At 67.2% G+C, this 26,673-nt stretch carries 21 protein-coding genes; 6 read left to right on the top strand and 15 right to left on the bottom strand.

Translation table 11 applies throughout. From position 1 onward, the window contains the following. The first annotated feature begins 131 nt into the window (after nucleotides 1-131). The gene (gene urtE, locus AC1KAT_RS11150) at nucleotides 132-824 is read left to right on the top strand and encodes an urea ABC transporter ATP-binding subunit UrtE (protein ID WP_480325790.1); all 693 of its coding nucleotides are present in this window, start codon (nucleotides 132-134) and stop codon (nucleotides 822-824) included. A 162-nt stretch (nucleotides 825-986) separates the two neighbouring features. Here the strand turns inward: urtE and AC1KAT_RS11145 are convergent, their stop codons facing one another. Next, nucleotides 987-1,751 carry a DUF4397 domain-containing protein gene (locus tag AC1KAT_RS11145; protein ID WP_480325788.1) on the bottom strand — a complete coding sequence of 255 codons (765 nt, stop codon included), beginning with the start codon at nucleotides 1,749-1,751 and terminating at the stop codon, nucleotides 987-989. Nucleotides 1,752-2,069: 318 nt separating this feature from the next. Between AC1KAT_RS11145 and AC1KAT_RS11140 the strand changes: the two genes are divergently transcribed. After that, nucleotides 2,070-2,744, top strand: coding sequence for a glutathione S-transferase family protein (locus tag AC1KAT_RS11140; protein WP_480325786.1), 675 nt, complete (start codon nucleotides 2,070-2,072; stop codon nucleotides 2,742-2,744). Between the two features lie 572 nt (nucleotides 2,745-3,316). Here the strand turns inward: AC1KAT_RS11140 and AC1KAT_RS11135 are convergent. Beyond that, the gene (locus AC1KAT_RS11135; protein WP_480325784.1) at nucleotides 3,317-3,901 is read right to left on the bottom strand and encodes a TetR/AcrR family transcriptional regulator; all 585 of its coding nucleotides are present in this window, start codon (nucleotides 3,899-3,901) and stop codon (nucleotides 3,317-3,319) included. Between the two features lie 112 nt (nucleotides 3,902-4,013). Here AC1KAT_RS11135 and AC1KAT_RS11130 point away from each other — a divergent pair, with 112 nt between their 5' ends. The 3 genes from AC1KAT_RS11130 to AC1KAT_RS11120 are packed head-to-tail and all read left to right on the top strand — an operon-like array spanning nucleotide 4,014 to nucleotide 7,276. After that, nucleotides 4,014-4,838 (top strand): acyl-CoA thioesterase, encoded by an 825-nt coding sequence (locus tag AC1KAT_RS11130; RefSeq protein WP_480325782.1) that lies wholly within the window; start codon nucleotides 4,014-4,016, stop codon nucleotides 4,836-4,838. Nucleotides 4,839-4,845: 7 nt separating this feature from the next. Next, complete coding sequence (locus AC1KAT_RS11125; protein ID WP_480325780.1) at nucleotides 4,846-6,225, top strand: MATE family efflux transporter; 1,380 nt, start codon at nucleotides 4,846-4,848, stop codon at nucleotides 6,223-6,225. 49 nt (nucleotides 6,226-6,274) lie between these two features. After that, nucleotides 6,275-7,276, top strand: a complete 1,002-nt coding sequence (locus tag AC1KAT_RS11120) for an NADP-dependent oxidoreductase (RefSeq protein WP_480325778.1) — start codon at nucleotides 6,275-6,277, stop codon at nucleotides 7,274-7,276. A 631-nt stretch (nucleotides 7,277-7,907) separates the two neighbouring features. Here the strand turns inward: AC1KAT_RS11120 and AC1KAT_RS11115 are convergent. The 4 genes from AC1KAT_RS11115 to AC1KAT_RS11100 form a co-directional block, all read right to left on the bottom strand. Beyond that, entirely contained in the window at nucleotides 7,908-10,151 is a 2,244-nt protein-coding gene (locus AC1KAT_RS11115; protein WP_480325776.1) for a hypothetical protein, read from the bottom strand. Between the two features lie 131 nt (nucleotides 10,152-10,282). Beyond that, the gene (locus AC1KAT_RS11110) at nucleotides 10,283-11,218 is read right to left on the bottom strand and encodes a tetratricopeptide repeat protein (RefSeq protein ID WP_480325774.1); all 936 of its coding nucleotides are present in this window, start codon (nucleotides 11,216-11,218) and stop codon (nucleotides 10,283-10,285) included. 141 nt (nucleotides 11,219-11,359) lie between these two features. Continuing rightward, nucleotides 11,360-12,193: an urease accessory protein UreD gene (locus tag AC1KAT_RS11105; protein WP_480325772.1), complete on the bottom strand. Its 834-nt coding sequence runs from the start codon at nucleotides 12,191-12,193 to the stop codon at nucleotides 11,360-11,362. 97 nt (nucleotides 12,194-12,290) lie between these two features. Then, entirely contained in the window at nucleotides 12,291-13,397 is a 1,107-nt protein-coding gene (locus AC1KAT_RS11100; RefSeq protein ID WP_480325770.1) for a DUF2855 family protein, read from the bottom strand. Nucleotides 13,398-13,501: 104 nt separating this feature from the next. Between AC1KAT_RS11100 and AC1KAT_RS11095 the strand changes: the two genes are divergently transcribed. Continuing rightward, a complete protein-coding gene (locus AC1KAT_RS11095; protein WP_480325768.1) occupies nucleotides 13,502-14,152 on the top strand; it encodes a TetR/AcrR family transcriptional regulator in 651 nt (216 codons plus the stop codon). 19 nt (nucleotides 14,153-14,171) lie between these two features. Here AC1KAT_RS11095 and AC1KAT_RS11090 read toward each other — a convergent pair whose 3' ends face one another. From AC1KAT_RS11090 to AC1KAT_RS11050, 9 genes are all read right to left on the bottom strand, one after another. After that, nucleotides 14,172-14,507, bottom strand: a complete 336-nt coding sequence (locus tag AC1KAT_RS11090) for a hypothetical protein (RefSeq protein WP_480325766.1) — start codon at nucleotides 14,505-14,507, stop codon at nucleotides 14,172-14,174. After that, a complete protein-coding gene (locus AC1KAT_RS11085) occupies nucleotides 14,507-18,721 on the bottom strand; it encodes a hypothetical protein (RefSeq protein WP_480325764.1) in 4,215 nt (1,404 codons plus the stop codon). Before AC1KAT_RS11085 ends, AC1KAT_RS11090 begins: the two co-directional genes overlap by 1 nt. Before the next feature lie 149 nt (nucleotides 18,722-18,870). Continuing rightward, nucleotides 18,871-19,638, bottom strand: a complete 768-nt coding sequence (locus AC1KAT_RS11080; RefSeq protein ID WP_480325762.1) for an ABC transporter permease — start codon at nucleotides 19,636-19,638, stop codon at nucleotides 18,871-18,873. Further along, a complete protein-coding gene (locus AC1KAT_RS11075) occupies nucleotides 19,635-20,462 on the bottom strand; it encodes an ABC transporter ATP-binding protein (protein WP_480325760.1) in 828 nt (275 codons plus the stop codon). The genes AC1KAT_RS11080 and AC1KAT_RS11075 overlap by 4 nt, the downstream gene beginning before the upstream one ends. Nucleotides 20,463-20,607: 145 nt before the next feature. After that, nucleotides 20,608-21,624 carry an ABC transporter substrate-binding protein gene (locus AC1KAT_RS11070; RefSeq protein WP_480326547.1) on the bottom strand — a complete coding sequence of 339 codons (1,017 nt, stop codon included), beginning with the start codon at nucleotides 21,622-21,624 and terminating at the stop codon, nucleotides 20,608-20,610. Between the two features lie 90 nt (nucleotides 21,625-21,714). Then, complete coding sequence (locus AC1KAT_RS11065) at nucleotides 21,715-22,941, bottom strand: M20 family metallopeptidase (protein WP_480325758.1); 1,227 nt, start codon at nucleotides 22,939-22,941, stop codon at nucleotides 21,715-21,717. A gap of 131 nt (nucleotides 22,942-23,072) precedes the next feature. Then, on the bottom strand, nucleotides 23,073-24,842 hold the full coding sequence (uraD, locus tag AC1KAT_RS11060) for a 2-oxo-4-hydroxy-4-carboxy-5-ureidoimidazoline decarboxylase (protein WP_480325756.1): 1,770 nt from the start codon (nucleotides 24,840-24,842) through the stop codon (nucleotides 23,073-23,075). Then, the gene (gene puuE, locus AC1KAT_RS11055) at nucleotides 24,839-25,774 is read right to left on the bottom strand and encodes an allantoinase PuuE (protein WP_480326545.1); all 936 of its coding nucleotides are present in this window, start codon (nucleotides 25,772-25,774) and stop codon (nucleotides 24,839-24,841) included. Before puuE ends, uraD begins: the two co-directional genes overlap by 4 nt. A gap of 17 nt (nucleotides 25,775-25,791) precedes the next feature. Then, a complete protein-coding gene (locus AC1KAT_RS11050) occupies nucleotides 25,792-26,583 on the bottom strand; it encodes a GntR family transcriptional regulator (RefSeq protein WP_480325754.1) in 792 nt (263 codons plus the stop codon). Nucleotides 26,584-26,673: the final 90 nt, after the last annotated feature.

The following is a 26,673-nucleotide window of genomic DNA, read 5'->3' as shown; positions in this document are numbered from 1 at the left end:
CCACCCCCGGAGCGCTGACGCGCTCCCCCTCCAGGGGGCGCCGCTGGTGGCCCGGCAAAGCCGGTTCCACGGCGGCCGCTCGATGCAGTCCGCCGGCAAGCCGGGCGGACGAAAGGCGAAGTGAGTAAGACATGCTGAAAGTCGAAGGCATCAACCAGTACTACGGGGGCTCGCACATCCTGCGCAACCTGAGCTTCGAAGCGAAGCTCGGCGAGGTGACGGTGGTGCTGGGCCGCAATGGCGTGGGCAAGACCACGCTGCTCAAGAGCCTGATGGGCGTGGTGCCGGTGAAGACGGGCAGCATCCACCTCGATGGCGCGCCGGTCACCGCCGACACGCCTTACGAGCGCGTGCGCAAGGGCATGGGCTACGTGCCGCAGGGGCGCGAAATCTTCGGCCGCCTGACCGTCGAAGAGAACCTGCGCATGGGCCTGGCCTACAAGCCGGCGAGCACGCCGATCCCGGCCGAGCTGTTCGAGCTGTTTCCGGTGTTGAAGCAGATGATCAACCGCCGTGGCGGCGACCTCTCGGGCGGGCAGCAGCAGCAGCTGGCCATCGCGCGGGCGCTGGCAGCGGGGCCGAAGCTGTTGATCCTGGACGAGCCGACCGAAGGCATCCAGCCCAGCATCATCAAGGACATCGGCCGCGTGATCCGCATGCTGGCCGACCGCGGCACCATGGCCATCGTGCTGGTCGAGCAGTACTACGACTTCGCCGCCGAGCTGGCGGACCAGTACCTCATGATGGAACGCGGCGAGATCATCCAGCGCGGCCTCGGCAAGAACATGGAAGTTGAAGGCGTGCGCGACCGCATGTCGATCTGAGCGCAGCCCTCACGCGGCCGAAGATCCCCACGCAAAAGCCCGTTCGGGCTTCGCCGTCGAAGCCCTGTGTTGGGCGCTTCGACAGGCTTGCCGCGAAGGGGCGGGACAGGTGGTTCGACGCCAGGGTGGCTGGCGCGCCACCCTGGGCCGAGGTGGTCACGCTCAAGGCGTGTTCGACAGCTCCACCGCCGGCGACGACGAGTCAGACTCGACGCGCAGCACCTTGATGTTGTTGGGCGTGATGCCGTCGGGCACGATGGTCAGCAGCCAGTCGGCGCGGTTGCCGATGTTGACCGTGCTGTTGAAGATCACCGTCTTGCTGCCGGCCGGCGTCACGCGGATCTGGTACGGGTTGTTGCCCGGAAACTCGCGCGAATCGCTGCCCGAAGCCGGTTCGACCGCGCGGTAGTCGATCGACGCGAAGTTCGGCGTGGCCGTGTTGATGTCGGCCCCCGGGGTGGTGATGTACACGTCCACGTCGGGCGCGTTGAACGAAGCGTTGAGCACGCGCACGAAGGCATCGTCGTCACCCAGGTTGCGGTTGAACGGGTCGCGGATGCTGATGACCTCGGTCAGCGACGATGCAGCCGGCACGGCCACCAGCGTGTACTTGTTGCCGCGGCTCGCGTCGAAGGTCTGCGAACCGATGCCGGCGTTGCCGCTGGCGGTGCGCACGTCCCACTGGGCGTTGCCGCTTTCCACGTCGAAATAGTTGGTCGCGCCGAGGTAGGGCACGTTCGTCGATTCGGGCGCGGCGGCCACGTTGTTGCGGTACAGGGTCACGTTGGGGCCCAGCGGCACGGCGTGCACGAGGCGCACCTTCGGGTCGGCCACGTCGATGCGGTCGTCGATGCTGTCGTCGCCGCCGCCGCAAGCGGCCAGAAAAACCATCGGTGCCATGGCCAGCAGGTACTTGAACTTGTTCATGGGGTGTGCCCTTTGTCGTGCAGTTGAAAAGACAGGGAAAGCGCGCCGTGGCGGGCTTTCACAACCAGGTGTCGCCGGTGGGGGCAGGCCATCGAGAGGCCCAGTCGCCGCACCTGGCGAGTGGTGCCAACTCTAGGAAGCAAGGTCCCCGTGGCGTGTCGGGCGATCCACCAAGCGCATGTGCGGCATGCCTGAAGCGCCTGTCAGACAAGAAGCCCCAATCTGCAGTGGCCTTGTGCCCGGCGCGGTCACCCCTGCGAAGGTGCAGCGCGCGGGCGCGGCCGACAATGCGCGCTTTCAACCGCTGGGGCCACGCCGATGATCACCGTCCACCACCTCAACAACTCGCGCTCTCAGCGGGTGCTGTGGCTGCTCGAAGAACTGGGCGTGCCCTACGAGATCAAGCACTACCAGCGCGACGCGAAGACCATGCTCGCGCCCGATGCGCTGCGGCAGGTGCACCCACTGGGCAAGTCACCGGTGATCACCGATGGCGCGGTGACGGTGGCCGAGTCAGGGGCCATCCTCGAATACCTGGTCGAGCGATTCGGGCAGGGGCGTTTCGCGCCGGCGGTTGGCACGCCCGAGCACCTGCGCTACCGCTACTGGATGCACTTCGCCGAAGGCTCGGCGATGCCGCCTTTGCTGATGAAGCTGGTGTTCACGCAGATGACGCGGGCGAAGATGCCGTTCTTCGTGAAGCCCATCGCCAAGGGCATCTCGGCGAAGCTGCAGGCGATGCTGGTGGACCCGAACTTGACGCGTCAGCTCGATTTCATGGAGGCCGAGCTGAGCCAGCGCGAGTGGTTCGCGGGCGACGAAATCACGGCGGCCGATGTGCAGATGAGCTTTCCGCTCGAAGCGGCGGCGCAGCGGGCGGGGCTGGACGCGAGCCGTCCGCGTTTGATGGGGTTCTTGAAGCGCATCCATGCGCGGCCGGCTTACCAGCGTGCGTTGGAGCGCGGTGGGCCGTATGACTTTGCGAAAGATTGAGCGGGCGAGTCAGTCGGTCGCCTGCCACGGACCGCCGTTCGTACACCCCTCGCCCCGTTCGCCTGCTACGGACCGTCGTTCGCGCACCGTGCAGCCCGGTTCGCCCTGAGGTATCGACGGGCCTGTCCGTGTGTCACCGATCCTGTTCGGACTGAGCTTGTCGAAGTCCCGGCACCTTGGGGGGTGTGTGGGTTCGTTCTTCCGCACACGGAAGTCCGCGCCGGGATTTCGGCCCGGCAGCCGACCTACTTTCTTTCAAAAGAAAGTAGGCCAAGAAACGGCCCCGGGGCCGGCGGTCCCGCTGCGCGGGACCGCTCTGCGATGCTCGGTCTTGAGGGCGTGTCGAACCGAACTCGCTACGTTCCCTTCGGTCACTGCGACTCGAACACGGTTCGAAGTCAGAGGTTGAAGCGCGCTGCGCGCGCCGCCCTCAAGCCCTGCGCTTCTCGACGCCTCTACGGGGCCGGGGTCAGGCGCTTCGCGCGGGGTGAATGCGGAGGGGGCTTTGCCCCTTGCCCCCAAGCGTGGGTCACGCTTTGAACTTCGCTGCGCTCGTTCGCTTGTGGCGCTTTTTACTTCTTCACCACGGCTTCGGTTGGCGCGCGTGCGCTCAACCCGTTCTTCACTGCACGCAGCAGCGCGTCCGAGCGCTTCGGGTCGGTCATCACGCGTGACAGCATCAAGCCACCCACCATCGCGCTCACAGCGAACATCGCTTCGTCTTCGTCTGCATCCGGTACTGCGGCGGCCACCCGTGCGATGAAGCGTTCGATCGACGCCTGCATCACCTCGCGCGCGGCCTCGTCGGCACGGGCCACGTCTGAGGCCAGCGCGGCAATCGCGCAGCCCGACTTGCGCGAGTCGCGGTGCGCGCGGCTCAGGTAGCTGCGCACCAGCGTGTCGAGGCTCGCCGGGCGCTGCCCCTCGGTGGCGGCCTTCGAGGCGGCCGCACCTTCGACCAGCGCGCGTTCGAGCGCGTGCGCCAGCAGTTCCGAGCGCGATTCGAAGTGCCCGTAGAAGCCGCCATGCGTGAGGTTCACGCTGCGCATCAGCTTGGCCACGCTCACCGATTCGAGCCCGCCATCGCGTATCTGCGCCGCCGCTTCTTTCAGGATTCGTTCACGGCTCTGCGCCTTGTCTGCCTGCGAATGGCCCATCTGTCATCTCCGCTACAACCGATAAACAGGATTGTAGTTATCATGCAGACAGCATGATGATCGTCATTCAGATTGCTGGTTGCCGACGAACCCGAACCCCGCACTTCACCCCATGCAGCTTCACCCCTTTGACCAGGCCACGCGGCTCACGCAGCGAGAGGACGGCACCTGGGCCGGCCACACCCACCCGGCGTACGCCAACATGGTCGGTCCCTTCGGGGGCATCACCGCGGCCACGCTGCTGCAGGCGGCGCTGGGCCACCCCGCGCGCCTGGGCGACCCGGTGGCGCTGACCGTCAACTACGCCGGGCCGGTGGGCGAGGGTGAATTCATCCTTGACGCGGTGCCGGTCCGCACCAACCGGTCCACCCAGCACTGGTCGATCACGCAATCGCAAAACGGCGAAGTCACCACCACCGCCACCGCCGTGTTCGCCGTGCGGCGCGACACCTGGGCGTCCACCGAAGTCGCCCGACCCGAGGCGCCGCCTGCGTCTCAGGTGCCGGCCAGCCCGCACGGCGGCATCGCCGCATGGACGGGCAACTACGACATGCGCTTCGTGCGCGGCAGCCTGCTCGACGCGAGCCGAGGCCTCGACGCCGACACCGCCGAAGCGCGCGATTCGGTCAGCACCTTGTGGATCCGCGACGAGCCGCCGCGTGCGCTCGACTTCGCCTCGCTGGCCGCCATCTGCGACGCGTTCTTCCCGCGCATCATGGTTCGGCGGCCCCGGCGCGTGCCCTTCGGCACTGTGTCGATCACCACCTACTTTCACGCCGACACCGCGTTGCTGCAGGCGCAGGGCGCGGGCCCGCTGCTCGGCTCGGCGCGCGCCTCGCACTTCGGGCGCGGCTTTCACGACCAATCGGCCGAGGTGTGGAGCGAAGCGGGCGTCTTGCTCGCCACCAGCCACCAGGTCGCCTACTTCAAAGAGTGAGCTCGCGATGACCGCCACCGCCCCCGCGACTGCCGCTCAACCGTCTGCCCACGTTCAGCGGCTGCTCAAGGGCCCCATTCTTTCGACGCTGCTCAAGCTGGCCGCGCCGAGCGTGCTGGCCATGGCCATGCAGGTCGTCGTGGGCATCGCCGAGACCGTCTACATCGGCCGGCTCGGCAGCACGCCGCTCGCGGCCATGGCGCTGGTCTTTCCGTTCTTGATGCTGGCGCAGCAGCTCTCGGCCGGGGCGATGGGGGGCGGCGTCTCGTCGGCCGTGAGCCGCGCGCTCGGCGCGGGCGACGTGCCGCGTGCGCAGGCGCTCGCATGGCATGCGGTGGCCATCGGCTCGCTGCTGGGCTTGCTGTTCACCGCCGCGATGCTGGGGCTCGGCCCGGTGTTCTACCGCTGGCTCGGTGGCACCGGCGCCGTGCTCGATGCAGCCATCGGCTACTCCTCGGTGTTGTTCATCGGCGCGGTGTTCATCTGGCTCAGCAACACGCTCGCCTCGGTGTTGCGCGGCACCGGCAACATGCGCGTGCCGTCGGTGGTCATCCTCGGCGCGTCGGCCTTGCAGATCGTGCTGGGCGGCTGCCTGGCCCTCGGTGCGGGCCCGGTGCCATCGCTCGGCATGGCAGGTGTGGCCATCGCCAACATCGTGGCCAACGCGGTGGCGGTGGCCGTGCTCTTGGTTTACCTGGTCAGCGGCCGATCGCGCCTCAGGCTGCAATGGCGGGGCGTGGGCTTGCGGCGCGAGATGTTCACCGACATCTTGCGCGTTGGCGCGCTCTCGATGGTGTCGCCCTTTCAGTCGGTGCTGGCGACCTTGATCCTCACCGGCTTCGTGGCCCGGCTCGGCGCCTTGCCCCTCGCGGGTTACGCCATCGGCCAGCGGCTCGAATTCTTGCTGGTGCCCATCTCGTTCGGCATCGGCGTGGCCGCGCTGCCCTTGGTCGGCATGGCCATCGGCGCCGGTGACATCGCCCGTGCACGCCGCGTCACGTGGACGGCCGGCGCCGTGTCGGCCTGCAACCTCGCGCTCATCGGCTGCGTCGTGGCCCTGTGGCCCGACCTGTGGGCCGCCATGTTCACGAGCGACGAGCAAGTGCTCGTGCACGCCCGCAGCTACCTGCAGATCGCGGGCGCGGCCTTCCCGTTCTTCGGGCTCGGCCTCACGCTGTACTTCGCCTCGCAAGGCTCCGGCAAGATGCTCGGCCCCGTGCTGGCCGGCACCTTCCGCCTCGTGGTCGTCTTCGCCGTGGGCAGCTGGCTCGCGTCGGCGGCCGCATCGCCCGCGCAATTCTTCGGGCTGGTGGCAGGCTCGATGGTCGCGTACGGGTTGGCGACGGCCGGGGCGGTGTGGCTGACGCGGTGGGGCGCGGCGAGGTGAGGTGCTCACTCGGCAATCATGGTGAAGCCCGGACTTGCAAGGAGAGAGCATGAAGGCTTTCGTACTGGACCGCTATGGCAAGGGTCGCGCCTTGCGCTTGGCCGAGGTGCCCGAGCCCAACCTGCGTGACGACGAGGTGCTGGTCGAGGTCCATGCCGCCGGTGTCAACCAGCTCGACACGAAGATCAGAGACGGCGAGTTCAAGCTCATCCTGCCGTATCGAATGCCGCTCGTGCTGGGGCATGACGTCGCCGGCGTCGTCGTCAAGCTCGGCGCACGAGCCAGCCGGTTTCGCGTCGGGGACGAGGTCTACGCGCGCGTCGATGATTTCCGCATCGGCAGCTTCGCCGAGCGGGTGCCCGTCAAAGAGGCGTCGCTCGCGCACAAGCCACGCACCCTCACGATGGAAGAGGCCGCGTCCATCCCCCTGGTGGGTTTGACGGCCTGGCAGGCGCTGGTCGAGAAGGGCGGCCTCGGCCAGGGGCAACGTGTGTTCATTCAGGCGGGCTCGGGGGGCGTCGGCAGCTTCGCCATCCAGCTGGCCAAGCACCTGGGTGCCACTGTCGCCACCACGGCCGGGGCGAGCAGCCTCTCGCTCGTGAAGGGGCTCGGTGCAGATGTCGTCATCGACTACGCCTCGCAAGACTTCGAAGACCGCCTGCGCGACCAAGACCTGGTGCTGCACAGCCAGGACGGCAAGACGCTCGACAAGTCGCTTCGCGTGCTCAAGCGCGGAGGCCGACTCATCTCGATTTCAGGCCCGCCCGACCCCGACTTCGGCAAAGCCATCGCCGCGCCCGGCTTCGTGCGGCTCGTCGTGCGGCTTCTCAGCGCCGGCGTGCGCCGGCGCGCGCGCAGCCGCGGCCTGGGCTACACCTTTCTCTTCATGAAGCCAAACGGCGCCCAGTTGCAAGAGATCGCCCGCCTGATCGACCAAGGCGCCATCCGCCCGGTGATCGACCAGGTCTTCCCCTTCGATGCGACCAACGAGGCGCTCGCACGGGTTGAGTCGGGGCGAGCGAAGGGCAAGGTGGTGATCAGGGTGAAGTGAGCACGCGGCGCTTCGGATTGGCTGCCGTCGCAAGTTTTTCTCGCGTGCTCGGGCCGGCCCCTGCGTCCGCCAGACTTGAGGCGCCTCGCTAGCCAATCTCCACATCTTGTGCGTCGGAGCGCTCGAGGGTGTCGCTGTTTCAGTCGCTGTGGCGACCCACCGCGCCTCCTCACTAGCGACGAACAGGTGCTCGTGCACGCCCGCAGCTAGCTGCAGATCGCGGGGCGACCTTCTCGTTCTTCGGGCTCAGCCTGACGCGGTACTTCGCCTCGCAAGGCTTCGGCAAGATGTTCGGCCTCTGTGCTGGTGATGGTCGTTTTCACCGTGGGCTACTGGCTCGCGTCAGCGGCGGCAACGCCTGCGCAGTTCTTCGGGCTGGTCGCGGGGTCGATGGTCGCTTAGGGGGTGGTGACGGCGGGGGGCAGTTTCGGTGACGATGGGCAGTCTGGAGAAGCGCTTCTGAAACTCATGTGGGACTGCATTCGACCCATTCCTGTCATAGGTCATGCCAGATTAACCTTCGAATACCTGGCGCTTCGGCAGCCCATCATTTTCCCTCAACGAGTTGAGCGCAGCGTCGAGTGATCTCGCCGCGACGGCGTCGGCGACTTGAGGGCAGCGAAATCGTGTATTACTGATCTATGCTGTTAAAGTTATGAACATATTGTTTGTAGCGGTCATGAGTTAGCTTGTTGAGCTTTTCACCTAATACCATGGTCACCCGCTCGGGAGGCATCTCGGACCATTCCTCCACCTGTTCAAGCATTGAGTGCATAACCGAGTCGTCCAAATAGCGCCCCAACTGAAGCCCGGCAGTCGTTGGTAGAAAGTCAGAGAACGACTGCCTAACATCGGCGGCTTTCGGTGCGAGCGCGACGAAATTGAGAATGAACTCGGGACGCATGATGTATGGAACACCGCCTTGATCCCTTACAAGCTCGCCCGTCATGGTTAGTATGTGGGTTTCCTTCGTAAGCCACCAAGTTCGGAAGCCAAAACCATCATAAATGCCGACTTCCTTGTGGATTCTACGTTGTGCATAAGTGGCATAGACCATAAGTGCGTCGTTCTTCGAGAGTTCGGGATGTTTCGCCCAGCCGCGCTCATTGCCAAGTCGCTCAGCCAGCGCAGCGACCTTCGGAGCGGGCACTGTGCTCTCAAGCTCTTCGGTGGACATATAAATCATTCCAAATCGCTGCACGAGAAGGCCTCTTAAAGAGTTTCGAGCGGAAACTGATTTCCCGCGCAATCCTTGTGGGTCTGTGATGTTATTGATATAACTCCGCCAACTCTTAGGTCCAAGGCCTGTTCTGTTTGCATGCAAATAGGCCCTGATCAAAATGCGATTACATTCCGCGATTTGGTCGGCTTTGAGGTATATTTCCTGCTTAAGGTAGTGATTTTCGAATTCCAGGTCTGCCGCATGCAGGTGAGTGAAAACCTCCTGCAGTACGGGCTCGGTCAAAATGAGTTCGGCGCCGAGCTGTTTGCATATTAGTAGCATGTTCGAAACCTGTTTAAACTCGGTCTCGACATATTGTTCTGAAAGCGCCTTGACAAGCATGTCGCTGCCGACCAGGAGGCGGAAGTTGCCGCCCATCTTGTTTAGATATTCCAGCAGCTTTGGCGCAGATTGCATCGTAACCAATAGACAGGACGTTCGCGAGAGATAGGCCAGGTACTCGCGTTCCGTCCCCGTAGTTCGATAGAAGATTCCACGAAGTACAGCCATGCACGCGCCAAAGAGTACTGGACTGATTCTTCCGCGGTGCTCGATTTTCGAAAGCGCCTTGACCATCGTGTCTTCCACGATCTGGTCTGAGAACTGAATATTTTCGAGGTGCCCCTCGAGGAAGGCAGCTAGAACTACGCCTTGGTCTATAAAGTAGAGATGAACCGTCAAAAACACCAGCTCTATGCAGTCGCGAGAAACTGCGGGTGTTAGGCGACTTTTTGTTTCATCAGCAAGTCTGGCGGCTAAACCCTCTCGGAACCGCGCTTGCCGGCCATCGATCTCCGCGGCTTCCGCCGCGAGAGTCCTTCTCATTTCAAAAGGCAGGCAGAAGCTGTCGTCTACTCTATACTGGCGCAGCCGCTCGGCCCCCGCGGCGTCCTTTTTACTCAGTTCTTGCAGTCGGTTATCAAGGTTTGGCAGTAAGACAGATTTGGCGGCAGGAAATATTTCGCAAATGCGTGTTGATATTTCGCCCCGTTTCAGGCGAATACCCCTATCTGGATCGGTCTCGCGTAGCGCCCAGTAAATGAGAGCATCGAGTACGCGATTATTAAGTTTGTCGCGGGAAAATCTATCTCGAAGCTCGTGATCCAAGAAGACATAGACGGTCGGATCATTTGCGTACTCACTCACTGCCGGCAGCGTAAGTTTCGACGCAGTTGCCAACTCCGAGATCTCCTCGGCAAAAGTGCGATAGAACGCCTCATTGACTTCCACGTTTGAGTTCACATAGCCTTTGAGCCGCTCGTAATCGCGCACCTGAACAAGCACCGAATCACGCTCAAACGCGTCGGAAACGATCAGGTCTGCCTTCGGTAGCGCCTCGCTTGTCGCGTAGATCAGCTGCAGTGGGTTCCGTCCAACCTTCTTCAGCGCGGCGATCGTGTCCTTGATCTTTCCCTCGGCCTTCGAATCGTCGGTGGCCGAAAACTGGATGAAGGTAGTTGCCTTTCCCCGGACCTCTTGAACATAGGCCGACATCACGCCATCAGCGCCGCCATCGTGTATCCCTCCGAGAGGAACAAACTGCTCGCCGTACACCGCGGCAAAGACAAGTTTGGCGAATGCTTCGAACCGAACGCCTGCAATGTCCTTCATGACATACCTGAACAGATCTTCGGAGACGGTTTTGATCGGCATGGCGAACCCTATATTGATGCTGCTGATAATTGTGAAGGCCGCGAAGAGTGTTGGGCTAGGCTAGTCAGGAATGGCTGCGGCCGCTCGTGACCGACGGCTGTTGGCCGAAGGTAGACGCTCGCCTGAAAGGGTCAGTGCACGGCAGTCCCTGCCAGCACGCACTCAAAGCGCAGCAGGCGGTCGCTGCCGTTTTTGCCAGCAAGCCGATTCAAAAGGCCGTTCCCTTTGCCGCTCCAGCGCTCGAGTACCTGCCTCACGGAGTCAGGTGATGTCGTGCTGATGCCAATGATGTGAGTGTCCGGCCAAGCAGGTGCCTGGTCGTCCTCGCCGACGTGGTCGTGCGGCGTCCCCTCGCTGCATTGCTTGCACAAAGTGCGGACATTGGTTGTCCAAACCTCGTGGTCGATCTGCGCAGTGTCGAGTACGGTGATCAGCGCGCCGAGATCGTCGGCGTCGCGTGGGCGCACCTCTGCTTCATAGGTGCTGTTGGCGGACGCCTCAAACAACTCCAGAACGTTGAAAACCGAGTAGGTGCGACCGTTGTGCCGCCGTTCGCCGACCGGGGCGCCATCGTGCAGCACCACGTCACCGGCTCTGAATCCAGACGACGGGTAGGGGATGTTCCCGAGAACGACGCGCACGGGGTCGATGCGCCTGCCCCATACAACCTCACCGTTGTCGTCTGGGTTCAAGCGAACCGGTGTCATGCCGAAGTCTTCATTGATCGGACCCTCGCCCTCCGTGATCTGGATTCCGACGCGGCGCCAAGCCTCGCGCGCCGCAGCCCAATCGCGCAGCGCTGTCGCAGCAATGCCCATGTTCCAGTTGGCCGCCTCGTCATCGGGCTTGAGGTCCGAAGCGCGGCGGTTGTGGTGCAGCGACTCCACCCAGGCCCCACGGTACTTGTAGACCAGGCCGATGTTGTAGTGAGTCGCGGCATGATTGGCGTCGAGAGCCAGGGCGCGTTCGTAGAGCGGCATTGCGCCTTCCAGGTCCTCGAGAGCCTCGGCCTCATCAAGAAGTCGGCTGACTGCATCGTGGAGATTCGGGTCATGTGGTTGCGTCAAGGGCGTATCTCGCTGATCCATGCTTACTGTTAGCTAGCCTACTTGACGCCGATCCTTCACGAGCGAGGGATGTCGGCGGGAAGAGAGTCAATCCTGGGAGTCGTCACAAGCTCTCTTGGGCGGATCGCGGGCCTGATCCCATCACGTCCGCCACACCCTCGGCGCACTTCCCGCCAAGCCCCAAGCCTGCTGCCGCCACCGCTGCCAAACAGCCGACAGCAAATTCATCGCCGGCTCGGCCCGGTGCGCCAAGGCCCGCACCACCACCACCTCGGCATGCGGTGACGTGGCGCCGGCGGTGGCGTTCAACGGGTGTGCGTGCATCACCTCGCGGGCGCTGTCGAGCAGGGCGTCGCGGCGGTCGCGGGTGAGGGCGGTGCCGCCGGCGAACCACATCGTGGCCAGGGCGCGATGGCCGGCCCAACCGAGGGGTGAGTCGAGCAGGGCGCGGTCGTGCAGGCCATCGACGGTGCCGCGTTCGAGCCACACGCCGGGCAGGTCGATGGTCTGGGTGAAGCGGCCTGCGTCGAAGGCTTCACCGCTGGCGGGCAGGCCGAGGGCGAGCACGTCCCAGCCGATCATCTCGGCGCCGGGCTGCAGTTCGAAGCGCAGGTGGTTCTCGGCCCAGACGCGCCGGTAGGCGATGGTCTCGAGCGGCAGCCATTCGAGGCGTGCGCCGTCGGCCACGTTCACCACGGCGGTCTGGCGGGCCTGCTGGCCGTTGGTCTTGTAGAAGCGGGTCGCGCCCGGGGTGGTGATGAGCGCGTGCGTGCCGGCCTCAAGCGAGGCGTCGATGCGCAGCTGGTCGCCGCCGGCCAGGCCGGCGGGCGGGTGCACGATCACGTTGTGGCAGATGCCCGGCCCTTCGGGGTACAGGCTTTGCAGGATGCGCAGCGGCCCGGTGTGGGTGTCGCGGGCGGTGGTGCGATCGGCGTCGCGGGTGTAGCGCAGTTGAAGGTGGCCGTGCCAAGCCATGGGCAATCGCGTCGGTGAAGAACGGGGCAGTGTAGAGGGGTGCTGGCCCCCCATGCACACCCCGTGCCTCACCGGCAGCGCATGCGGCTTCAGTCGTTCAGCGCAGCACCACCACGTGGCCTTCGAGCGGGTCGATGCGGCCGTCCACCAGGTTGGCGATCCAGTCTTGCGCGGCGGCGAAGCCGACGTGTTCTTTCACGACCATCCAGGGCTTCTCGGCGTCGCTCACGCGGCGGATGAACGCGAGCTGGGCTTCGTTGAACTTGCGGGTGACTTCGGCCGCGCCCCAGTCGGAGTTGCGCTTCTTGATCTGGTACGGCGCGAAGTAGGGCTGCGGCTTCGGGCCGGGCAGGGCCTGCGTGTCTTTGCTCAGGTGGTCGTGCGACTGGGCCGAGCCGGCGTAGCAGCTGTGCACGAGCTTGCTGCCGAAGTGGTTGTGCACGCGGCCGCGCAGCTTGGCGTCGCCCGAGAAATCGACGTACAGCGTGGGCGTGTTCGCGTCGAGCGATTCGATCTCGTCGTAGGTCACGCTGCGCTGGTAGCAGCCCAGGCTGTCAACGAAGGCCTTGTTGCCCTTCGAGGTGACGCCGACGAGGCTGACGTTCTTGAGGTCCTGGAAGTTGAAGACCGTGCCGTAGGCCGTCTTGCTCGACGCGCTGGACACGACGATCTGCGTGGCGCCGAAGAAGCTGTTGTCTTCAAGAAAGTCGGCCAGCATGAACGAGGTGATGAACAGCGGGCGCAGCAGGGCCTGGAAGTCTTCGTCTTTCGCGCGGTAGGCGGCGTCGGTGGTGACGCGCTGGTACTGGTTGTAGGCCGAGGTCAGCTCCAGGCGGTGCGGGGTGCCGTCGTAGAAACCGCGTTCGCTCACGCGCACGGGTTGCATCACCACGTGGCTGGCGATGGGCCAGAAGCCGTAGAAGCGCTCGCCGACCGCGAGGCCTTCGACCGTGGTCGAGACGATCTCGGCGAAGCCCCAGGCGGGCATGTGGCCGAAGCCTTCGGCCTGCGTCGGGTAGAAGTGCCAGTAGCGCAGGTGCGGCACCTCGCCGAACGCGGCGTAGGTGATATTGTTGGACGTCACCGCTAGGCGGTCGATCTTCAACAGCGCTTCGCCGGGCTTCAGCTCGGGCAGTGGCGCCGTCACCACGCGGGTGCGGCCCAGGTGGGACTTGTCGGTTTGCAGTTGGGTCAGAACGGTCATGGCGGTGCTCCTTCGTTGTCGCTTGTGGAACGCTGCGGGCCGCAGGGCTCGCAAGGTGGCGAAACTGTAGGCCGCTGATGCCCTGAACGGGTTCGGATTCACCCATGTCGCCATCGCCCCCACGCAAAGCCGCCGTCCCCCGCGTTGCTGCCAAGGCCAAGCCCTTGAAGCGGCCGACGCAGGCGCGTGCCAAGGCGACTGTGCAGGCCGTCTTCGACGCGTTTGTTCGGATTTGGCAGCGCGACGGCTGGGCCAAGCTCACCACGCGCGCGGTGGCGCTCGAAGCGGGCATCGCGGTGGGCACGCTGTACGACTACTTCCCGAGCAAGATCGCGCTGCACTCGGGCTATGTGCGGCACTGCATGGAGTCGCTGATGCGCGCGGTGGACGAGCAGGCCACGCAGCCGGCGGGGCTGGCGTGGCAAGAGCGGGTGCACCGGCTCATCCAGATCGCCTGCGGCGTGGACCGCTCGGGCCTGGCGTGGTTTCACCCCGAGATGCAGGCGCTCGAACCCCAGGTGGCCGAGCCCAAGCACCAGCGCCGCGCCCACGAAGAGCTGATGGCCATGTGGCAGCGCGTGTTCGACGCGTGCGACGACCTGCCCTCGCGGCCCTCGCCGGCCACCGTCGAAGCCCTGCACCTGGCCGTGTGGGGCGGCCGGCGCTACGCGATGCTGGTGGGGCTGGACGAGCGCGGCATGGAGCGCTGGGCCGCCGAGATGGAGCGGCTGTGCGTGGCCGCGCTGTCGCGCTGAGGCAGGCCCGGCCCCCGGCTCACGCGGTGACGCTGCTTCGCACCCACAGCCACAGCGCCAGGTAGGCGAGCACGAGCGCCAGCGCGGCATACCGCAAGCCCCGGCTGCGAAAGTTTCGCTTCACGAGGGCCCGCGCGGCGAAGAAGAGCAGCGCCAGGTGCAGCGCCCCGAACCCGCAGGCCGCGACGACGAACAGCGCATACATCAGCAAGGCCGACGCGGCGATGGGCAGCAGCACGCGCAGCACCTCGGCCCAGTCGATTGGCCCCGAGAAGCCGTCGGCGTGTGCGCTGACGGGCAGCGCCAGCAGCGCCACACCGCTCGCGACGGTTGCCCACAGAAGGCGCGGGCGCATCAACTCGCCGGCGGGGCGTTGGGTGCCGGTGTCGCTGGGGTCGCAGCGGCCGCCACCGGGCGCGGCTTGCGCCACGTTTGCCAGTACCCACCGCCACTGAAGTGGTCCCAGGCCCAGCGGATCCACTTCAGCAGCGAGAACGCGAGCCACAGCGCCCAGGCCAGCATCAGCAGGCGATAGGCCCACACCGGCGCGCTGAGCACCCAGGCCTGTTCGGTGACGCCGCCTTCGATGCGGTCGTCGTACCAGTTGAGCTGGAAGGCGTTCGAGCCATTGCCGGTGATGAGCAAGTCGGGAAAGGCCAGCAGCCCCACGCGCACGGTGTTGAGCAGCACCATCGCCGCGACGAAGGTCCACAGGGCCAGGCCGATCTGCATCAGGTCGAACACACGCGGTGACAGGCGCTGGCCGACGCAGCCGCGGGCGGCCATCGCAAAGAACCAGCCCACCACCACCGCCGCGCCCATCAGCGAGGCCTGCGCGAGGCCCACGCCCAGCAGCAGCCACGCGCCGAAGCGCAGCGGCGTGAGCCGCGTGCGGCCGAGGCCGACGGCCAGCAACGCGACCACCGCCAGCACGCCCCAGAACAGCACCGCCGGGCCGACGCGCGGGCCGCCCATCGCGAGCACGACGCGGTTGCGCGGCACCTGCACTTCGAGGGTGTCGTTGACGCCAGGGGCGCCGAGGTCGATGCGCTGGGTCTTGAAGAAGCCGCTCGTGCCACGCGGCTCGCGCCAATCGACCTGCACGCGGTGCGCGCCCGGCGCGATGGGGATCGACACCGCACGCCCCTGCGCCTGCACCGACTGCGATTGCCCGTCGATCCACACGCCCATCAGCTCGGCGCCTTCGGGCAGCGTGAGGCGGTGGTTGCGGCCTTCGCTGGCGCGCAGGTTCAATTCGTTGCTGACCTCGGTGGCGCGTTGCCCGGGGGTGTAGCGCGTGTGCACTTCATCGAGCGTGAGCGTTTCACCGGCCACGCCGGCGGGGCGCTGCACGGCGACCTGCACCGACTCGCCGGGCCAGGGCTGCCAGCGCGGTTGCCAGCGGCCGTCTTGCTGGTGCTGCACCGGGGCGATGCCGGTGTGCGTGACGCGCCACTGCGGCGAGGCGTCGAGCGTCCACACCTCGACCTGGTTCGGCTCGGGGGCGGCGTTCAGTCGCAGCTGCGGCGCTTCTTTGAGGATGCTGACGAACTGCGCCGCATCGGCCGCACCGAGTTGCACGATCGCGTGGCCGTCTTCGACGCGCACCGACTCGTCGTTGACCGCTTCGCCGTCGAGCAGGCGAATGCGCGCCTGCGCCGGCACCCGGCTCGGGCCGACGCGCTCGATGCGGGTCTCGACCGTCCAGCGCAGGCCGAGGCTGAGGGTGCGCTCGACGCGCAAGAAGGGCGGCAGCGCGTCGCGCTGCGTGCCCCGGTCGCTGCGGTCGGCCGTGCGCGGCGAGGCCACCGGCGCGAGGTTGCGCGACAGGCTCAGTGCGCCCGAGGCCAGGCCGCGTGCGTCGAGGCCGGCGAGCGTCCAGCCGGTGGTCTGTGCCTTCAGCTCGCGCACCGGCAGGGGCAGGGCGATCTCGACGCTGGCGGCGTCGCCCACGCTGCCGTCGAGCACCACCTGGTGGACGCCGGCCGGCACCACGGCCCACAGCGCGCCGCTCTCGTCACGCCGCAGCGCAGCGGGCTGGCCGTTGACCGTGATGCGCGTGGGGCGCCACTGCGCGCCCTGGCCCGGCAGCGGCAGCATCACCTGCGCCTGCGTGTGCACGTCGAGCCGCAGCTGGATGTGCGAGCCTTCGGCCACGACTAGCAGGCGGGCCACGTCGGCGCACTGCGGCAGGCAGTCGGGCGGGGCCGTGAGGCGTGTGCGCAGTTCGTTCAGCAGGTCGGGCTGCGGGGGCGCGGGCGGGGCCATGCGCTGCGCATCGCCACCCTCGGGCAGCGGCGGGCTGGCCCAGGCGGGCGTGGGCGCGTGCAGCGCAATCAACAACACGCCGGCCAACAGTGCGGCTGCAGCGGGGGCGGGGGTGGGTGAGGACGCCAAGCCGGCGTCTGTCGGTGCCGGCGGCGGGCTGCCGCGCCGCCACGTGCGCCACGCGCCGGGCCCGCCGAGCAGGGCGAACAGCGCCGCCACCGCGAGGGCCAGGCCCACGAGCCGCAGCGCCACGGTGCCGGCCGGGGGCAGCAGCACCAGGTTCATCGCCTGCGAGCGTTCGACCGGGCCCTGCCAGCGCAGGTCGTGCTGCGCCCATTGGCGGTTGGGCAGGCCGGGGCCGGTCTGCACCTTGGCCTTGGGGTCGATGCCGTAGAGCTTGCCCTGCGACTGCGCCTTCGAGAGCGCCTTCGACGGCGAAGGCATGCGTTGGCGCACCGCATCGGCCGCTTCGGACATCTGGCTTTCGACGGCCGGGGCGGGCGCGGCAACCGGCATCTCGGCGGTGTCGTCGAAGTCGTTCTTCGCGCCGTAGGCGCTGGCCGGGTATTCGAGCGAGGGGTACAGCGACAGGCGCACCTGCTGCACCGCATAGGGCACGAGCACCAGGGCCATCAGCACCGCGGTGGCGTTGCGGCCGAAGCGGCTGACGCGCAGCAGCTTGCCTTCGGGCAGCACCTTCACCAGCGTGCAGAAGGCCAGTAGCACGAGCCACAGCACGTCGGGTGCGCCGGGCATGTGCCAGGTCAGCACCAGGGCCGCGCCCAGCAGCGCACCACCGCGCCAGCCGACCAGCCGGCCGCCGGCCAGCGCGGCGAGCAGCACGAAGAAGAAGTCCCACAGCGTCCAGCGGGCGACCCACGCGCCTTCGGCCACGTCCACGCCGCCGGCGTGCATGAGCTTCCAGCCGGGCGGCAGGTTGAGTTGCGCGCGGGCGGTGTTGAAGTCCATCAGCCAGCCGGCAGCGGGCAGTTGGCGCACACGGCCTTCGATGCGGCTTTCGGCCAGGATGCGTGCGTCGCCCTGGCGCACCTCGACGCCGGCCGGGCCGTTGTCGGCCAGGCGCGTGACGGGTTGGTCTTCGCCGTTGACGGCCACGCGGCCGGGCGCACCGGGCGGCGTCATCTCGATGCGCCATGAGCGCGAGAGGCTGCCGCCGATGCGGTCGCGCACGGTGTAGCCGCCGCCGTCGAAGTCGAGCCAGATGTCGCGCACCAGGCTCAGCTTGTCGGGGTGGGGCTGCGGGTTGCCGCGCTGCAGTTCGTTGAGCTTGAGCGTTTCGCCCGCCTTCACGCGGTAGGCCGGGTGGGCGCGCCAGCCGTCGGGCATGGGCACTTGCTTGGGGTCGATCTGCGGCAGGCCTTCGACGCTGAGCGTGCGCAGCTCGTTGTGCGCGACGAGCGACCAGGTTTCTTCACCGCCCGTGGCGGCCGCCGGCAGCGTGAGCGCGGCCAGCGGCTTCATGTGGCGGCCGCGCACGGTGACCGTCCACGTGCCCGGGCGCACCTGCACCTTCAGCTGCCCGTTGTCTTGCAGGCGCACGGGCAGCGCGCTGTCGAGCGACTCGGCAACGAAGCCCGGCAGCAGGGCGGCGTCGATCTGCACCTCGCGCGGCTTGCCCGACACGGCCAGCTCGTAGTGCGTGACCACGCGCATCGGGATGTCGTCGTCCACCAGCCGCGCGGTGCGCAGCGTGAGCGCGTCGCCGCCTTGCGCGGGCTCGTCGGCGGCGGCCTGCTGGCGCAGCCACAAGCGGCCCTGCGCGTCGGGCGCGCGTGCGGTCTCGGTGCCGTCGATCACGAGGCGCAAGGCGCCGGTGGCCGCCGGCAGCTTGAGGTCGGACGGCAGCTCGGCCCAGGCGATGCTGCCGGTGATGAGGTGGCGGCCCACGGGCAGGCGCGTGCTGGGGCGCCCGCTGGTTTCGAGCACGGCGGCGGGCTGGCCGTTGAGGCGCACGTCTTGCGGCCAGGTGGCGGCTTCGCCGGGCAGCTCGACCGCCATCGGCGCACCGAACACCTGCACCTCTTGGCGAAAGCTCGCGCCCCGGGCGCCCACCGTCAGTTCGAGCGACGAGGGCCACACGCACACGCGGGCATTGGCGTCGTTGTGCGCGGGCGGGCAGGCCAGCATCTCTTGCCCGTGCATCACCCAGGGCACCCAGGGTTTCAGCGGCTCGGGCACGGCACTCGCCGGCATCGGTGCGGCCGGGGCGGTGAACGACGCGAGGGACAGGGTCAGCGCGAGGCCGAAGGCCGCAAAGCGCAGGCGGGAGCCGAGTGTCATGACGGGCGCATCTTTCTTGTGAATGCGCCACCCCAGTGCGGCGCATGTTCGTGATACGCGCCAACCCGCGAGGCGGGGTGACGGGCGGCAAAGAATAGCCGGCCCGCCGGGGGTGCCTGTTCCCTCTGCCGAGGGGCAGCTGGTAACGCTCAGTGACCGCCGCTGCCGCGGTGCGCCCAGCCCGTGGTGCGCTTCTCGACGATGGCGAACAGCTCGTACATCGCCATCGCCATCACGCCGATCACCACCAGGCCGGCGAAGGCCAGGCCCATCTGCATCGACGAGCCGGCCGAGATCAGCAGGTAGCCGATGCCTTCGTTGGCGGCCGTCATTTCAGACACCGTGGTGCCCACGAAGGCCAGCGTGATCGCCACCTTCAGCGAGCCGTAGAAGTAGGGCATCGAACGTGGCAGGCCGACCTTCACCAGCACGTCCCAGCGTTTGGCGCCCAGCACGCGCAGCACGTCTTCGAGCTCGGGTTCGAGCGTGGCCAGCCCCGTGGCGATGTTCACCGTGATCGGAAAGAATGAAATCAAGAACGCCGTCAGGATGGCCGGCCCCACGCCGATGCCCAGCCACACCACGAGGATGGGCACGAAGGCCGCCTTGGGCAGCGCGTTGAAGGCCGTCATCAGCGGGTACATCGCCGCATAGGCCAGGCGCGAGCTGCCGATCAGAAAGCCCAGCAGCACGCCCACCACGATGGCGATCGCAAAGCCGGCCATCGTGACCCAGAAGGTGCGCCAGGCATGGCCTGCGATGACCTCGCGGAAGTCCCAAAGCTGCGAGGCGATGCGCGAGGGCGTGGGGAAGATGAACTCCGAGACGTTGAAGCCGCGGCAGACCAGCTCCCACAGCAGCAGCACCGCGATGAGCAGCACCCAGGGCGAAGCGCGCTCAATCTGCCGGGGACTCATTGCGCGATCTCCACGTTGGCCGCTGCCGCGAGCGGCGTGCGGATCGCACCGATGTGCTCGCGCAGTTCGAGCACGATGTCGGTGAAGGCCTTGGTGTAGGTCAGCTCCAGCTCGCGCGGGCGTGGCAGGTCGATGGTCTTGCGCACGAGGATGCGCCCGGGGCTGCGGCTCATCACGTACACCGTGTCGGCGAGAAACACCGCCTCGCGCAGGTCGTGCGTGACGAGGATGACGTTGAAGCGCTGCGCCGTCCACAGGTCGCGCAAGATGCACCACAGCTCTTCGCGCGTGAAGGCATCGAGCGCGCCGAAGGGCTCGTCGAGCAGCAGCATCTTGGGCTCGTGGATCAGTGCACGGCAGATCGACGCGCGCTGCTGCATGCCGCCCGAGAGCTGCCACGGAAACTTGTCTTCGTAGCCGCCGAGGCCGACGCTTTGCAGCAGCCGGCGGCCCTTGGCTTCGTACTCGGCGCGGTGGCTGCGAAAGCGCGAGCGGTGCGGCTCGACGATTTCGAGCGGCAGCAGCACGTTTTGCAGCGTGGTGCGCCAGGGCAGCAGCGACGAACTCTGAAACGCCATGCCGGTGATCTTGAGCGGGCCGCTGACCTCGCGGCCGTCGATCACGATGTGGCCCTTCGAGGGCCTCTTGAGGCCGGTGGCGAGCTTCATGAAGGTGGACTTGCCGCAACCCGAAGGGCCGACGATGGCGATGAACTCGCCGCGCTCGACCTGCATCGAGATGTCTTCGACGGCGAATTGCTGCTTCGTGAGCAGCTCGTCGTTGTAGGCGAGCCAGACGTTGGAGAAATCTACGAACGGGGGCATGGGGGCTCCGTCAGCATCAACAGCCTTCGGGCTGGAAACAAGAGGTGGGCCCACCCCGGCCGTTCGCACGGAGCCTGTCGAAGCGCCGGGCGATGTGGATGGGTGAATCGCAGGGCGGGAGTCGGCGCCGGGACATGCGCAGGCCTCACTTCTTCGTGGACTTGAAGATGTTTCTGTCTTCGGCTGTTGGCAAATGCGCGGCGCTCCACACCGCCGCTGCATTCACCCGCTCCTTCGTTGCATACGCATCCGACACCTGGCTCGCCATCAGGCTCAATCGGCCGTCGTTGACGGCACCGAAGCCATCGGCCTTGGCATCGGGTGTCAGCACGGTCGCATCCAACGCCAGCTTCAGTCGGCGCTCTTCGAGGGCTTCGTTGATGATGCCGTCGCGGGCCTTCACGCTGGCGATGGCGGCCTTGGGGTCGGCGATCACGTCTTTCACGCCTTTCGTGAACGCGCGCAGAAACGCCTTCACAGCCGCCGGGTTCTCTTTCAAGAACTTGTCCGACACGATGATCGCGTTGCCGTAGAGCTTCACGCCGTGTTGCGGGTAAGGCAGAACCACCACGTCTTCGGCCTTCACGCCGCGGGCTTCGAGGTTGAGCAGCGAGGTGAACGAGAAGCCGGTGATGGCGTCCACGTCGCCGCGCACGAGCATGGTCTCGCGCAGCGGCGGGTCCATCGCGGTCCAGTTGACGCTGCCGATGTTGTTGGCCTTGGCGAAGATGGGCCAGGCCTTGCGGCCCGCGTCGAAGACCGGGGCGCCGAGCTTCTTGCCGGCCAGGTCGGCGGGCGTCTTGATGCCCGACTTCTTCAGCGCCAGCACTGCGGCCGGCGTGTTGTTGTAGACCATCATCACCGCGACCGGCTTGTTCGGCGCGGTGGGGTTGTTGGCATGAAACTCCATCAACGCGGCGAGGTCGGCGAAGCCGATGTCATAGGTGCCCGAAGCCACCCGCGTGACGGTGCCGCCCGAGCCGCTGCCGGCGTCGATGGTGACGTTGAGCTTTTCAGTCTTGAAGTAGCCCTTGGCGGCGGGCACGAGAAAGAGCGCGGCCGGGCCTTCGAAGCGCCAGTCGAGCTGAAACTTCACCGGCGTCTCTTGCGCCCGCGCCGGGGCACTGAACAGAAGGCCGGCGCACACGGCCAGGGCGAACATCGAACGAACGAACATGGGGTCTCCGCAGACGACAAGGCGATGCCCCGTCGTCAGCAATATCCATGCTCGCTTCGCTGCGAGCGTGCGCCGTCAGCGCAGCAGGTCGAACAGCGTGCGCGCCACCACCTTGGTCGCGCGGCGCAGGTCGTCGAGCACCAGGTGCTCGTCGGCGCGCTTGGCGTTCGACTCGAACACCGTGCGCGGCCCCGCGCCGTAGATCACGGCCGGGATGCCCTGTTCACAATACAGGCGCACATCGGTATACAGCGGTGTACCCGACGTGGGCAGCGGCTCGCCGAACACCGCTTCGCCGTGGCGTTGCAAGGCCTCGACCAGCGGGCGGTTGCCGGGCAGCGGCTTCAGCGCCCGCGCGAGCAAGAGGCGCCGCACGTCCACCGTGATGCCGGTCACGCCCTGGGCCGCGTGGTCGATCACCCGGCGCACGTCGGCTTCGACCTCGGCCGGGTCTTCTTCCGGGATCATGCGGCGGTCGAGCTTCAAGACGACCTTGCCCGGCACCACATTGGTGTTCGTGCCGCCTTCGATGCGCCCCACATTGAGGTACGGGTGCGTGATGCCTTCGACCGTGGAGCACACCTGCTGGTACAGCGCGTTCTGCCGGTACAGCGCGTTGAGGATGGCGACCGCGCCCTGCAGCGCATCGACGCCGGTGTGCGGGATGGCCGCATGCGCCATCTTGCCGTGCACCGTCACTTCGAGCTGCAGGCAGCCGTTGTGCGCGGTGACCACCTGGTAACCAAAGCCGGCGGCGATCAACAGGTCGGGCTTCGTCAGACCGTGCTTGAGCAACCAGCCCGGGCCCAGCTCGCCGCCGAACTCTTCGTCGTAGGTGAAGTGCAGTTCGACGCTGCCTTTCAGCGATGCGCCCAGCGATTCGAGCGCGCGCAGTGCAAAGGTGTAGGTGGCGAAGTCGCTCTTGCTCACCGCCGAAGCGCGGCCGTAGAGCTTGCCATCGACGACCTCGCCGCCGTAGGGCGCGTGCGTCCACCCTTCGCCGGGTGGCACCACGTCGCCGTGCGCGTTGAGTGCGAGGGTGGGGCCGCCTTCGCCGAAGTGGCGGCGAACGATCAGGTTGGTGATGGATTGCAGGCCGGCGGCTTCGACCTCGGCTTGCGGCACGGGGTGCTGCTCGGCCGTGTAGCCGAAGGCGCGCAGCAACTCGGCCGTGCGTTCGGCGTGCGGCGCGTTGTTGCCCGGCGGCGTGTCGGTGGGCACCTGCACCAGGGCTTGCAGAAACCGCACCTCGTCGTCGAAGTGCTGGTCGATCCAGGTGTCGATTTGATCGTGGGGTGTCATGAGTGGTCGGGCAGGAGGTTCAACGCAAAGACGCCAAGGTGCAAAGAACGCAAAGAAAGGGCAGACAAAGGTTTTGTCTTGGCGACCTTTGCGTTCTTGGCGCCTTGGCGTTGAAGAGACCGAGGCATCGCTCAGTCCTCCGCCCACTGCGTCAGCAGATGCATGAACGCATCCACGCACAGCTGCGCATCGTCGGCGGTGATGGTCTCCAGCGGGTTGTGGCTGATGCCCGCGTTGCCGCCGCGCACGAAGAGCATGGCCTGCGGCATCGCCTCAAACAGCTTCATCGCGTCGTGCCCGGCACCGCTGGGCAGGCGGTGCACGGGCAGGCCCAGCGATTCGACGGCGCGTTCCCAGCGCGTGCGCAGACCGACGTCGCACGGCGCGGCCGAAGCGCGCACGGTCTCAAGGAGCGAGTACGACACGCCGCGCCGTGCGGCGATCTCGCCCAGCTCGGCCAACACGTCGGCCACGCAGGCGTCGCGCACGGCGTCGGTGGTCGAGCGGATGTCGAGGCTGAACTGGCAGCGACCCGGCACCACGTTGATCGAGCCGGCCGGCACGGCCATCACACCCATCGTGCCGACGAGGTCGGGCGCGGCGGCGGCGCGGCGTTCGAGAAACAGCGCCAGTTCGGCCACCGCGGTGGCGGCGTCGCGCCGCGTGCCCATCGGCGTGGTGCCGGCGTGGCTGGCCATGCCGAGCACCTCGCCCACATGGCGCACGCTGCCGTTGATCGACGTGACCACGCCCAGCGGCAGGTCGAGCGCGTCGAGCACCGGGCCCTGTTCGATGTGCACCTCGACGAAGCCGAGGTAGCGCGCCGCATCGCGCGCCAGCGTGGCGATGTCGTCGGGGTTCAGCCCGGCCTGGCGCATGGCCTCGCGCATCGGCGTGCCGTCGGCATCGGCCTGGTCGAGCCAGCGCGGGTCGAACTGGCCGATCACCGCGCCTGAGCCGAGAAAGGTGGCGGGGTAGCGCTGGCCCTCTTCTTCGGCGAAGGCGATGAGCTCGATGCCGAAGGGCAGGCGCTGGCCCTTCGCATGCAGGGCCTGCACGGCGGCCATGGGCACGAAGATGCCCAGGCGCCCGTCGTACTTGCCGCCGTTGCGCACGGTGTCGTAGTGGCTGCCGGTCATCAGGCGCTTCGCCGCCGGGTCGCTGCCGTGGTACAGGCCGACCACGTTGCCCACCGCGTCGAGGCCCACCTCGTCGAAGCCGCAGCTGTGCATCCAGCGCTGCAACTGCGCGGCGCACGCGCGGTGGGCGTCGGTGAGGTAGGTGACGGTGAGCTGGCCCAGCTCGGCAAAACCCGGGTCGCTGTGCACGGCCAGGGCCTCGGCCCAGTCCCAGACCTGTTCGCCCTGGCTGGGGGCGATGCCGAACTTGTCGTTCAAGCGCAGTTCGGCGATGCGGTGCACGTTGCGCAGGCACTCGGCGCGTTCGATGTCGGCCGGGTGCTGCAGGCGGCGCTGCAGCGTGTCGATGATCTGTGCACGGCTCAGGCCCGTGCCGCGCGGCCCGCGCACGGCCACGATGAAAGGCCAACCGAAGCGCTCGCGGTACTGAGCGTTCAGTGCGTGCAGCGTGGCGAACTCTTCGGGTGTGCAGGCTTGCAGGCCGGCACGTTGTTGTTCGCTCGTGGACTCGGCCGTCAGCTGCCCGGCGATGGCCAGCTTGCCCGCGAGTTCGGGGTGGGCGCGCAGCAGGGCGAGTTGCGCGTCTGGCGAAGCGCCGCGCACGGCTTCGACCATCGCGCGCTTCAGGTGGGCCAGCGTCTTGAACGGCCGCTGGGCGAGCGCGGCCTGAGCGATCCACGGCGAGTGTTCATAGACGCCGTCGAGCCGTGCCAGCGCCTCGTCGGCACCGGCGGCGTTGAGTTGCGCGAGCGTCAGGCTCATGGCGCCGGGAAGTGCTCGCGCCAATGCCGCGCGATGTCGATGCGGCGGCACACCCACACCTGCGGGTGCGCCTGCAGGTGGTCCAGAAAGCGCTGCAGCGCGCGCAGGCGGCCGGGCCGCCCGAGCAGGCGGCAGTGCATGCCGATGCTCAGCATCTTGGGTTGGTCCAGGCCCTGCGGGTCGCCCTCGGCGTACAGCACGTCGAACGCGTCTTTCAGGTACTGGAAGAACTGCTCGCCGCTGTTGAATCCCTGTGGCGCGGCGAAGCGCATGTCGTTGGTGTCGAGCGTGTAGGGCACGATCAACTGCTGCACCACGCGGCCATCGCTGCGTGCGACCGGCATGTAGAAGGGCAGGTCGTCGCCGTAGTAGTCGGCGTCGTATTCGTAGCCGCCTTCTTCGATCACCAGCCGCTTGGTGTTGGGGCTGTCGCGGCCGGTGTACCAGCCCAGGGGCCACTGGCCGTCGGTCATCTCGCGGATGATCTGCGTGGCCGTGGCGATGTGCTGGCGCTCGGTGGCTTCGTCCATGTGCTGGTGGTGAATCCAGCGCCAGCCGTGGCTGGCGATCTCGTGGCCGCCGTCGAGGAAGGCCTGCGTCAACTCGGGGTGGCGCTGCAGGGCCATCGCCACGCCGAACACCGTGAGCGGCAGGCCGCGCGTTTCGAACTCGCGCAGCAGCCGCCACACGCCGGCGCGCGAGCCGTACTCGTAGATCGACTCCATGCTCAGGTGCCGCGCCTCATAGGCGGCCGCGCCGATGATCTCGGACAGGAAGGTCTCGGAGGTCGCGTCGCCGTGCAGCACGCAGTTCTCGCCGCCCTCTTCGTAGTTCAGCACGAACTGCACCGCGACGCGCGCGCCGCCGGGCCAGCGCGGGTGCGGCGGGTTGCGGCCGTAGCCGACGAGGTCGCGCGGGTAGTTGGGGGGCATCGTCATGGTGGCAGGTCTCAGGCAGCGCGCAGCACCGATTCGAGATCGGGTTCGCGGGGGTGCAGGCGCAGGTTGCGTTCGACGTGGTTCAGGTGTTCGGCCATCAGCTTGACGGCGGCGCGGGTGTCTCGGCGTTCTAGCGCATCGACGATGGCCACGTGCTCAGCGGCGCTTTGCTCGGCCGAGTGGGCCGACTGGTACATCAGCGCGATCAGCGAGCTGCGCGAGAGCAGGTCGTTCAGCAGGCAGGCGAGCGTCTGGTTGCCCAGCATGCGCGCCAACACCACGTGAAAGTCGGCCAGCAAGCGTGTCCGGCCGGGCACATCGGTTCGGTGCACGGCGGCGGCCTCGTCACGCAGGTGGGCGCGCAGCGCGGCGATGTCGGCCGCGCCCAGCTCGGCCGCCGCGCGCCTGACCATCGCGGCTTCGAGCATGTGCCGCACCTCGAAGACCTCGCGGGCTTCTTCGATGCTGGGCTGCGCCACCCGGGCGCCGCGTGCGGGTTCGAGCGTCACGAGCTTGTCGCGGCTCAATTGGTGCAGCGCCTGCCGCACGATGGTGCGCGAGACGGCGAAGATGTCGGCGATCTTCTGCTCGACGAGCTTGGTGCCGGGCATCAGGCGGCGCTCGACGATGGCGGCGGTGATGGCCTCGACGATGCGCTGCGTGGCGCTGTGCGGTTCGGTGGCCTCGACCTCGGCCACTGCCTGCAGCGCCTCGGCCTTGTGGGGGGCGCGGGAGCGTGCACGCGGCTTGGCGCGCGGGCTGCGCGCAGGACTGGCATGGGCTGTGCGTTCGGCTCGGGGCATAGAGACCACGGCAAGAGGGCAGGGCGGCTGCGTCCGGTGCGACCAGGCCCGGCGGGCAAGCCGCTTCGGCGCATCGTCTGGTCCGCACGA

The organism is Piscinibacter sp. PDB5-1 (genome assembly GCF_056676035.1).
The sequence above is the reverse complement of the archived record's forward strand: the minus strand, read 5'-3'. Positions and strand labels throughout refer to the sequence as shown.

Coding starts and splice junctions, on each gene's coding strand:
- AC1KAT_RS11080 (WP_480325762.1), bottom strand. CDS start 19,638: ATGAGTCCCCGGCAGATTGAGCGCGCTTCGCCCTGGGTGCTGCTCATC.
- AC1KAT_RS11125 (WP_480325780.1), top strand. CDS start 4,846: ATGACCGCCACCGCCCCCGCGACTGCCGCTCAACCGTCTGCCCACGTT.
- AC1KAT_RS11085 (WP_480325764.1), bottom strand. CDS start 18,721: ATGACACTCGGCTCCCGCCTGCGCTTTGCGGCCTTCGGCCTCGCGCTG.
- AC1KAT_RS11115 (WP_480325776.1), bottom strand. CDS start 10,151: ATGCCGATCAAAACCGTCTCCGAAGATCTGTTCAGGTATGTCATGAAG.
- AC1KAT_RS11105 (WP_480325772.1), bottom strand. CDS start 12,193: ATGGCTTGGCACGGCCACCTTCAACTGCGCTACACCCGCGACGCCGAT.
- urtE (WP_480325790.1), top strand. CDS start 132: ATGCTGAAAGTCGAAGGCATCAACCAGTACTACGGGGGCTCGCACATC.
- uraD (WP_480325756.1), bottom strand. CDS start 24,842: ATGAGCCTGACGCTCGCGCAACTCAACGCCGCCGGTGCCGACGAGGCG.
- AC1KAT_RS11140 (WP_480325786.1), top strand. CDS start 2,070: ATGATCACCGTCCACCACCTCAACAACTCGCGCTCTCAGCGGGTGCTG.
- AC1KAT_RS11145 (WP_480325788.1), bottom strand. CDS start 1,751: ATGAACAAGTTCAAGTACCTGCTGGCCATGGCACCGATGGTTTTTCTG.
- AC1KAT_RS11130 (WP_480325782.1), top strand. CDS start 4,014: ATGCAGCTTCACCCCTTTGACCAGGCCACGCGGCTCACGCAGCGAGAG.
- AC1KAT_RS11120 (WP_480325778.1), top strand. CDS start 6,275: ATGAAGGCTTTCGTACTGGACCGCTATGGCAAGGGTCGCGCCTTGCGC.
- AC1KAT_RS11100 (WP_480325770.1), bottom strand. CDS start 13,397: ATGACCGTTCTGACCCAACTGCAAACCGACAAGTCCCACCTGGGCCGC.
- AC1KAT_RS11065 (WP_480325758.1), bottom strand. CDS start 22,941: ATGACACCCCACGATCAAATCGACACCTGGATCGACCAGCACTTCGAC.
- AC1KAT_RS11075 (WP_480325760.1), bottom strand. CDS start 20,462: ATGCCCCCGTTCGTAGATTTCTCCAACGTCTGGCTCGCCTACAACGAC.
- puuE (WP_480326545.1), bottom strand. CDS start 25,774: ATGCCCCCCAACTACCCGCGCGACCTCGTCGGCTACGGCCGCAACCCG.
- AC1KAT_RS11050 (WP_480325754.1), bottom strand. CDS start 26,583: ATGCCCCGAGCCGAACGCACAGCCCATGCCAGTCCTGCGCGCAGCCCG.
- AC1KAT_RS11090 (WP_480325766.1), bottom strand. CDS start 14,507: ATGCGCCCGCGCCTTCTGTGGGCAACCGTCGCGAGCGGTGTGGCGCTG.
- AC1KAT_RS11135 (WP_480325784.1), bottom strand. CDS start 3,901: ATGGGCCATTCGCAGGCAGACAAGGCGCAGAGCCGTGAACGAATCCTG.
- AC1KAT_RS11070 (WP_480326547.1), bottom strand. CDS start 21,624: ATGTTCGCCCTGGCCGTGTGCGCCGGCCTTCTGTTCAGTGCCCCGGCG.
- AC1KAT_RS11095 (WP_480325768.1), top strand. CDS start 13,502: ATGTCGCCATCGCCCCCACGCAAAGCCGCCGTCCCCCGCGTTGCTGCC.